Annotated in this window: 3 protein-coding genes; all 3 read right to left on the bottom strand. The window is 67.6% G+C overall.

Annotated elements, in window-relative coordinates:
* The coding region (locus tag AC1DSN_RS12695; protein ID WP_477330974.1) for a glycosyltransferase at positions 1-466 on the bottom strand (466 nt) is incomplete at its 3' end.
* A gap of 25 nt (positions 467-491) precedes the next feature.
* Positions 492-6,866, bottom strand: coding sequence for an amino acid adenylation domain-containing protein (locus AC1DSN_RS12690; protein ID WP_477330972.1), 6,375 nt, complete (start codon positions 6,864-6,866; stop codon positions 492-494).
* Positions 6,863-9,927 (bottom strand): aminotransferase class III-fold pyridoxal phosphate-dependent enzyme (locus AC1DSN_RS12685; RefSeq protein WP_477330970.1); only part of this gene is annotated, 3,065 nt, incomplete at its 5' end. The genes AC1DSN_RS12690 and AC1DSN_RS12685, both read right to left, overlap by 4 nt.

The raw sequence follows: 9,927 nt of genomic DNA, 5'->3' as shown, positions 1-9,927 counted from the left end.
CAGTGGGGTCGGCAAGGTTGGCGACCAGTTCGGTCAACGCGGTGGGCGAGAGCTTCTGCCGTACGTCGGTGAAGAGCAGCACGTCGCCGCGGGTGAGAGCGACAGCGTCGTTGAGGCAGGCGGCCTTGCCGCGGCGGTTCGGATAATCCAGCACAGTCAGGCGCGCGTCGGTGGAGCGGCGCGCCGTGGTCACGGTGTTGTCGTGGCAACCGTCGCAGGCGATCACGATGTCGATGAGTTCCGGTGGATAGTCCAACGCCTGCAGGCTGGCCAGCTTGGCGCGGATGAAGCCGGCCCCGTCGTGCACGGCGATCACGATGCTCACCGTCGGCAGGATGGCCCGTCGTGCCACCGGCTGCGGGCGCAGGCGTGCCTGCAGCCACACCAACACGGGGTAGCCGACGAAGACATGGACAAGCAGCAGGGCCGATGTCCAGCAGGCGAGCCAGGCAATGTGCGAAATCATGGCATTCCCCCCGGTGCCGTGTGTGTCAACCGCGCCCGAGCAGACGACTGAACAGGCCACGTTTCGAGGCGGTCGGCGCCGCTGGCGGAGCCAGGGCGAGATCCGCGGCGAGCGTGCCGAGCGTGCCGTTTGCGATATCGAGCAGGTTGAGTTGCACGCCCGTCAGTTTCTGCACGCGCATGGCCATGTCGACGGCGAGCAGCGAGTGGCCACCGACATCGAAGAAGTTGTCGCTGGTGCGGATCCGGCACATGCCCAGCAGCTCCTGCCACACGGCGGCGAGCAGGCGCTCGCTTTGCGTGCGCGGTTCGTTGCTGGTCGGCGTGCCGTTCCCGGGCTGTTGTTCAGTCGGCAGCGGCAGCGCGGCGATGTCCGGCTCACCGGTAGCCAGCAGCGGCAGGGCATCGAGCAGCGTCAGGCTGGCCGGCATGGACCAGGCTGGCAGGTGGGCGGCGAGTGCGGCGCGCACGCCGTCCGCGTCCGGCTGGCAACCCGGCGCGGCGACGGCGTAGGCATCGATGTGGTGATCGCCGGCGTGACCGATGCGAGGTACCGCCAGGGCCCGGACGATACCGGGTTGGGCGAGCAGAAGGGTTTCGATGGCGGTGGGTTCGATGTCGAGGCCGTGCCGGCGAATGCGGCGGTCGTCACGGTCGAGCACCTGCACCATGCCGTCGGCGAGCCAGCGACCGCGATAGCCCGTGCGGACCAGGCGGTCGTCGCCCGGCTGGCGATCGGCGAGCGCCCGCGTACCGAAGGCTGCCGCCAGGCCGCGGCCAGCGATGGCCAACTCACCAGTCGCCCCGATCGGCGACGGTTCGCCATCGTCGTCGAGGATCCAGACTTCACTGTTCGCAAGGGGGCGGCCCTCATGCAAGGCATCGACGGTGCGGTCGACGCGACCACAGGTGGCGACGGGTGCCGACAGGGCATCGCCGAACAGCGTCCACAGGCCGGCCGTACGTTCGCCGACATGGGTGGCCATCTCCGGTGTGGGCGTACCGCTGACGATCGCCGCCTGCAACTGTGGATCGCCGGCCCAGCCCTGCTCGAGCAAGGCGTGCCAGGTCTCCGGCGTGGCGATGAAGCGGTCGAGCGCGCCGAGTTCACCGCGCGCGAGGTCCTGCGGCTCCTGCACGACCCAGGTCGCACCGCTGGCCAGGGCGAGCAGGGGCTCGATCATCGACAGGGGATCGGTAGCCAGGGCATCGCCACCGATGCGCTGACCGGCGCGCAGGTCGAGTGCCTTGATCAGGCCTTCGACTGTATTGGTTATGGAACGATGCGAGAGGGCCGCACCACGTGCGTTGCCATCGGCACCCGGAACGTGGAACGCGACGGCCGGCATATCGGGCTCAGGAGAAGCACCTGCCACGACATCGTCGAGGCGCACGCCTTCGATTTCGGCATGATCCGCGTCGAGCCACAGCGCGCAGGCACGTGGCCAGTCCAGCGTGGCTTCGAGTGCCATGTCGCCGATCATCACGGTCATCCGCGCGTCGGCCACGATGTCGCGCAGGCGCGCGGCGGGGTCGGCGCGGTCGAGGAGCAGGGCGGTGCCGCCGGCATGCGCGATGGCGAGGAGGCCGGCAAGGCGGTCGGCACCCGGATCGACGCAGAGGCCGATCACGCTACCGGGCAGGGCGCCACGGTCGCGCAACAGGGTCGTCATGCGTAGCGCCCGGCGCAGCAGCGCCACAAAGGTGGTGCTGCGCGGTCCATGGATGATCGCCACCGCATCCGGAGAGAGCTTCGCGCCGCCTTCTACCATGGCGTAGAGGTCGAGCGGCAGATGGGCGTCGCTACCCGTGGCGTTCCAGCCGCGCATCTTTTCGCGCTCGGCCGGTGTGGCCGCGGTGAGTGAACCCACCGAGAGGGAAGGATCGGCGGCGACGCGCTTCATCATGTCCAGGTAACGCTCGCGCATGAGGCGCGCCGTGCTCGCCTGGAGCAGGTCGGCGTTATAGGTGACGCCGCCGACCATGCCGTTGTGGCTTTCGAGGAACCACAGGCCGAGGTCTTCGGTCGCGGCACTCTGGAACAGCAGGATCTGTTCATGTGCAAGTCCGCCCCAGTCCACCGAGCGCTGGCGTGCATCCTGGAACGAGAACAGGGCCTGGTAGAGCGTGGCGCTGGCACCGTGGCCGACTTTCAGTTCGCGTTGCAGGTATTCCAGTGGCACGTCCGGGTGACCGAAGGCTTCGATCGCCGTGCGTTTCACGTGGCGCACGAATTCGAGGAAGGAGAGCGCAGGGTCCACGCTCACATGAAGCGGAAGCAGGTTGTTGAAGTAGCCCATGACCGATTCGACTTCGGTCTGGTTGCGACCGCGCACCGGCGTACCGACAACCAGCTCGTGCTGGCCCGCCGAGCTCGACAGCATGGCGTAGTACAGGGCGAGCAGGGTCATGTTGAGCGTGGCGTCGGCCTGCCTGGCTACGTCGTGCATCGCGTCGGTGTCTTCACGCGTGACGCGGATCCACTCCGTGCGACCGAGCCCGGACATGCCCGGACGGCGCGGATGATCGGTCGGCAATGCCCGCACGTCGCCCATCTGGGCAAGACGCTCGCGCCAGAAGCCAAGCTGCGACTGGAACGCCGGAGAGTCCAGCCAGTGCGAATGCCACTCGGCGAAATCGCCGTAGGTGACAGGTAGCGCAGCCAGCGGCGAGGGCAGTCCGGCAACGAAGGAGCGATACAGCGCTGACAGTTCGTTGTAGAGAATGTCGAACGACCAGCCGTCCCAGATGATGTGGTGCGGCATGAAGAAGAACGCGTGCTCGTCTGCGGACAGGCGAAACATGYGAGCGCTGAAGAGCGGAGCGCTGCCCAGGTCGAAGGGCGTATCGGTGAGCTCCTGCAGGCGGTGCATCAGGCGTGCTTCGCGTTCTTCGGTGGGCAGGTCCGAGAGATCCTCCGCAGGGAACAAGGGGTATTCCAGCTGCGATGAGACGACCTGCGCGATATCCTGGCCCACGTCGCGGAACGCGGTACGCATGCTTGGCTGCCGCTGGATCAAGGCCTGGAAGGCCATGTCGAAGGCATGTTCGTCGAGGCGACCACGAAGGCGGTGCGCGGACGGCGCGTTGTAGGTGACGCGACCGGGATGCATGCGCTCGAGTGCCCACAGGCGACGCTGCATGAGCGAGAGCGGCGCCTGGTCCTGATGTGCGCGGTGATCGATCGGTGCGGCGGCGGGTGCCGTCCCGCTGGCCACCTGCGAGCCGATGGCGGCGGCGAGCTGCTCGATGGTGGGCGCGTCGAACAGGGTGCGGAAGGAGAGCGTGACGTCGAACTCGCGGTTGAGTCGCGCCGTGAGCTGCGCAGCGAGCAACGAATGGCCCCCCAGCGCGAAGAAGTCGTCGCGCACGTCGAGGTCGGGCAGGCTGAGCACGGCTTCCATGGCGGCGGCTACGCGGCGCTCGTCGTCGTTGCGCGGCGCCATTCGTTCACCGGGTGTCGCCACCGAGTGGGCGATCGGCGGCGGCAGGGCTTTGCGGTCGATCTTGCCGTTGGGCAGCAGCGGGATCGCGTCGAGCATGAGGATGTGTTGCGGAATCATATAGTCGGGCAGACGCGAACGCAGGCGCGAGCGCAACGTGTCCTCACTGACCGTGGCACCCTCGCGACCCACCACGTAAGCCACCAGGCGCACGTCGCCCGGACGGTCCTCACGCGCGATGACAACGGCGCGGCCGACCTCGGGGGTGTCGGCGAGCACGCTTTCGATCTCACCCGGCTCGATGCGGTAGCCGCGAACTTTCACCTGAAAGTCCAGGCGGCCCAGGTGTTCGATCATGCCGTTGGCGAGCCAAYGACCGCGATCGCCGGTCCGGTACATGCGTGAGTCCGGTGCCTCCGCCCAGGGATCGGGAACGAAACGTTCCGCGGTGAGCTGCGGACGATCGAGGTAGCCGAGCGTGACGCCGGCACCGCCGATGTGAATCTCGCCGGGCACGCCGAGTGGGCAGTGGTTGCCGCGCTCATCGAGGATGTGCACGGTGGTATTCGCGATGGGACGCCCGATGTAGATCCCTTCGCGCGGGTCGGACACACGCCAGTAGGTCGAGTACACCGTGGTTTCGGTCGGGCCGTAGCCGTTCCATACCTCGCCGCAACGATCGAGCAGGGCCTCGGCGAGGTCGACCGGCAGGGGTTCACCGCCGGAGACCGCGCGGAACGCGGGGCGACCTTTCCAGCCGGCGTCGACGAGCAACCGCCAGCCAGCGGGAGTCGCCTGCATCATCGTGGCATCCACTTCTTCGATAAGGCGACGCAGCTGCCCGCCATCGCGCACGTCGTCACGACCGGCGACGACGATTTCGGCACCGCTGGTCAACGGGAGCATCAGCTCCATGAAGGCGATATCGAAGGACAGGGTCGTGACGGCGACCAGACGATCGTCGGGAGCGATGCCCGGGACGCGCTGCATGCTGGTGAGGAAGTTGGCCGCGGCGCGGTGCGGCACGCGCACTCCCTTGGGGCGGCCGGTCGATCCGGAGGTGAAGATCACATAGGCCACCGAATCGGGCGTGGCCGCCTTGCGATTACGTTCCGGGCGCTCGAAGGAAGCGTGCACCACTTCTTCACTGGTAAGCGCGAGGACGCGTGTCGGGTCGAACGGAAAGGCCAGGGGCGCGTTGTCGTCGACGACGAGGGCGGCCAGCGCGGCATCCTCCGCCATGAAGGCAAGACGATCGGCCGGGAAGGTGGGATCCAGGGGCACGTAGCCGGCACCGGACTTGAGCACACCGAGAACGGCCGCAACCATGTCGAGACCCCGCGCAAGCGAGAGGCCGACCAGGTCGCCGTGGCCGATGCCCCGCTCGCGCAGGGCATTGGCCACACGGTTGGACCGTGACTCGAGTGCCGCATAGTTGAGTGAGCGGTCGGCATGACGCACGGCCGAGCGCTCCGGCGCGCGGTCCACCTGCTGCTCGAAGAATTCGTGGGCAAGGCGGAGTTCGGGGAATGGCGTCGGCGCGGGTTGCAGTGCGGCCAGTTCGCGGTATACCGCGTCGGAGACGATCGGAAGCGCGACGGCCTCCAGGGTCGGATCGATGGCGGCCTGACGGAGCAGCATCGCGTAGGCGTCGAGCCAGCCCTGGATCGTCGCGCCATCGAACAGATCGGCGTTGTACTGGCATTCGAGGCGCAAGCCGCCGCCAACCTGCACGGCGTTGACGAAGAGCTCGAAGTTCTCGTAGGCGCGCGGTATGGCTTCGACATCGAAGCGCAACCCGGGGAAGGTCACGGTGCTTTCGTCGAGCTGGGCATCGAGATTGAACAGCACGGCCACCAGGGGCAGGCGCGAGGGATCGCGGGCGATCGACAGCCGGGCGAGCAGGCTACCCAGCGTATAGCGCTGGTGGTCGAAGGCATCGAGCAGGTCGGTGCGTACCGTGCCGAGCAACTGCGCGAAGGTGGTTGTGTCGTCGATCTGCGTGCGCAGGGGCAACACATTGACGCAGTGACCGACGAGGGTGTCGTGGCCCTCCGCCGCCTGGCCTGCCGAAGGCATGCCGATAACGACATCGTCCTGCCCCGCGATACGGCGGAGCAGGACGGCGAAGGCGGTGAGCAGGGTCGCGTAGAAGCTGGCACCGTGGGCGGCGCCCAGGCGCTTGATCGCGGTGACCTCGGTCGGATCCAGCGTGCGGTCTTCGCGCCGTGAGGTGAACGACCGACGGCGGGGACGGGAATGGTCCGTAGGGAGGTCCAGCACGGGCGCGGGACCGGCGAACCGGCCCAGCCAGTACTGTTCATCCTCACGGGCTGCCCCGGTGCCGGCGTGCGCGGCCTCGGCCAACGCGAAGTTCGAGAACGCGCCGGCGTCGGCCGGGCCGGTGCCGTGGCCCGTGCGCTGCGCGKAGAGGGCGGCGAGATCGTTCACGATCACGCCGAAAGACCAGCCATCGCACACGATGTGATGCGCGGCGATGGTGAGCAGGTGACGGTCCGCGGCGAGGCGGAACAGCTCCGCGCGCACCAGGGGGCCGTGTTCGAGATCGAAGGGCGTGGTGACGATGCGGTGGAGCGCACCCATGATGCGCGCATCACTTTCGAAGGGCGCAAGGAGCGAGAGGTCGTGGAAGGCGACGGGGAGCGTCGTGTGTTCGGCGACGAAGAGACCTTCGCCGTCGCTGCTGAACGTGGCTCGCAGGGCCTCGTGGCGATCGACGATCGCCTGCAGGGCCGCTTCGAGAGCCGGCACGTCGAGCAAGCCCTTGAGGTTGATCGACACCGCTTCGTTGTATGCCAGCGAGGCTTCCGGCTCCAGCCGGGATGCCAGCCACACCTCGCGTTGCGGCTCCGTGGTCGGCACAAGCCGCGACAGCGGCGCACCGGCGAAGGGGTCATAGTCGACCGCTGTGGCGGCGGCCAGCTCGTTCTGCGTCATGCGGTGACCCTCAGGTACTTGCCCGGCGCATCCGGGTTGGGAACGAACCAGGCGGGACGGCCTTCGGGATCCTTGCCCAGGCGTGCACCCGGCATGGGCGGACGCTCGGTATCGAAGGAAGGCGTTTCGCGGCGGCGCGGCAGAAATTCCGCTTCCTGCATTTCGAGAATCGATTCACGGAACGCTGTGGCGATAGCGGCAAAATCCGCGTCGCTGTGTGAGGTGGTGAAGAAACAGGGAAAGTTGTCGAGGATGTGGATGCCGCGGCTGCGCATCATGGCGAAGAGCAGGTCCTGCAGCGGGTGGTCTTCGGTAAACGTGGTCTTCCACACCGAAGCGAAGTGGACGACGTGAATCGGTGCGCCGACGCTCACGCAGAACGCGTTGAGTTGCTCGGCCATGGCCGTGACCTTCGCGTTGAGCGTGGTCTGCAGCTGGCCGCCTTCGTTCGTGAGATGGGTGAGCACGGCGTGCGCGGCGGCCAGGGCCAGCGGGTGGCGCACGAAGGTGCCCGCGAAATAGGTGACGCCCACGGTCGGCGTGGAGTCGTCGCCAAAGCGCCAGTGGCCGCCGTCCAGCGCGTCCATGAAGCGGCGCTTGCCGGCGATGACGCCGATCGGGAAGCCGCCGCCGACGACCTTGCCGTAGGAGGCCATATCCGCGTCGATCCCGAGGACAGCCTGGGCACCGCGCGGATGGGCGCGGAAGCCGGTAACCACTTCATCGAAGATGAGCAGCGAACCGGATTCTTCGGTGATCGCGCGCAGTTCCTGGAGAAACTCTACCGGCTGGAAATCGGGGCGACGGCTCTGCACGGGCTCGACCAGGACGGCAGCGATATCCGAGGCGCGCTCGCGGATGATCTGCAGCGACTCAGGTGTGCCGTAGTCGAGCACGAGCACATGTTCGGAGGTATTGCGCAGGATGCCCGGCGCGGCGGGTACGGACTTCAGCTTCTTCGTGCCACGGACGATCACCTCGTCGAAGATCCCGTGGTACGAACCGGTAAAAATCACCAGCGTGTCGCGGCCGGTGACGGTGCGCGCCACGCGAACGCAGCCCATGACGGCTTCGGAGCCGGTATTGCACAAGGCGGCGCGGTCGAAGCCGGTAAGGTCGCAGACCTGTTTCGCCACGATGCCGGCGAGCGGATGCTGCGGGCCGATCTCGTAGCCCGCATCCAGCTGCTTGCGCACCGCGTCGAGCACGAAGTCGGGCTGCCAGCCGAACAGGTTCATGCCGAAGCCGTTGAGCGCGTCCACGTAACCGTTACCGTCGAGATCCCACACCTTCGATCCCTTGGAGCGCTCGATGACGATCTGATAGACGATCTCCTTCAACAACGGACGGAAGCCGTTGACGACGCGGGGATCGGCAAGATGGCCGCGGTGCTCTTCGGTATAGTCCTTGGATGTTTTCGTGCGCTCGATATAGCGGCGCATGAAGGCGTCGAGTCGCGCACGCTGGCGGCCGCTCAGTTCGGTAGCGCCGTGATGGATGCGGGCGATCGCACCAAAAGCCTTCTTGACGTCGTAGGTGGTATGGGCGAGCGCAGCCTCTTCGTCACTGGTGCTACCGCCCGGGCTGCTCTGTGTAGGAGCCGCTTCAGCGGCGATGGGTGCTTGCGGCAAACTGGCTATCGCCGCTGAAGCGGCTCCCACAAAGGCGGATGCGGGAGCGGCGGCTCCCGCCAGTAACGCCAACTGTTCCCGCATGATCTGCATCTGCTGCGCGATCACGTCCTGGACCAGTCCGCCGCCCATGGCCATCGCCACGGGCGCCGCCGCCGCGACCGGGGCGGGCATGGCCGCCGGCGCGGGCGCCACCGGCTGGGCTTCAGCCGGCAACAGGCGATCGATGTGTGCCGCGAGCCGCTCGAACGACGAGCAGCCGTCCATCAGTTCGCGGAAGGTGATCTTCAGTGCGTAGGTCTTCTGCAACTGCAAGGCCACCTGGGTGAGCGAGAGCGAGTCGAGCCCCAGTTCCACGAAGTTGGCGCCCGGGTCGACACCCTCCAGTTMGGTTCCCGAGACATCCTCGAACAGCGCGAGGAGTTCGCCGACGAGGCGCTGCGGACGAGCGTTGCTGGTGGGGGCGGAAGGCATCGGCATGAGGGGCTCCGGTACGACGGGAGAAACGGAAGGGGTGATATCGAGCGACGCGAACGGCGCGACCAGGGTCGGCGCGATCTGCGGAAGCTGAGGCAAAGGGGCGGCAGCGGCGATCGGAGTGACGGACGCCGGGAGGCGTGCGTCGATCCAGTGACGCTTGCGTTCGAAGGGGTAGGTGGGCAGGCGCACGTGGCGGCGGTTTTCGCGGTGGTCGAAGGCTGCCGTCGTCACCGCCACGCCTGCGGACCACAACGCGCCGGCGGCACCGAGCAGTGCGGCACGTTCGTCGGCCGGGCCGTCACCCAGGGAGGCAACGATCGTCCGGCCGCGACTCTGCGAATGCTGGCGGGCCAACAAGGCGAGGCTCGGCCGCGGACCGACTTCGAGAAAGGCGTGCGTCGCATCGTCCAGCGTATGCAGCAGCGCCGGCGAAAAGCGCACGGCGTGACGCATGTGCCGGGTCCAGTAGTCCGGCGAGGTGGCTTCCTCGTCGGTCAGCGGCAGTCCTGTCAACGTAGAGACGATGCGGATGCGCGGCGCACTGAGCGACACCGCCGCCACTTCGGCACGGAAAGAGACCAGGACGGGATCCATCATCGCGGAGTGGAAGGCGTGGGACGTATGCAAGAGGCGGCAGGCGACGCCCTCGGCGTCGAGCGCGAGACGGAAGGCTTCGACGGCCGCCGTCTCTCCGGAAACCACGCTCGCATTCGGCGCGTTCTCGGCAGCGAGGGAAAGAGCGTCCGGGAGGCGCGCCCGCAGTTCGGCGGCTCCCAGACGAACGGAAAGCATGGAGCCCGCGGGAAGGGCCTGCATGAGGCGGCCGCGGCGCGCGACAAGTCGCGCGGCAGCGGCCAGCGGCATCACGCCGGCCAGCACGGCGGCGGCGAACTCGCCGACGCTATGGCCGATCATCGCCACCGGTTCGACACCAAGGCTCATCCACAGGC

This window comes from Luteibacter sp. P4_D7_3 (genome assembly GCF_056401735.1).
This window is presented reverse-complemented; position numbering and strand designations above follow the sequence as displayed.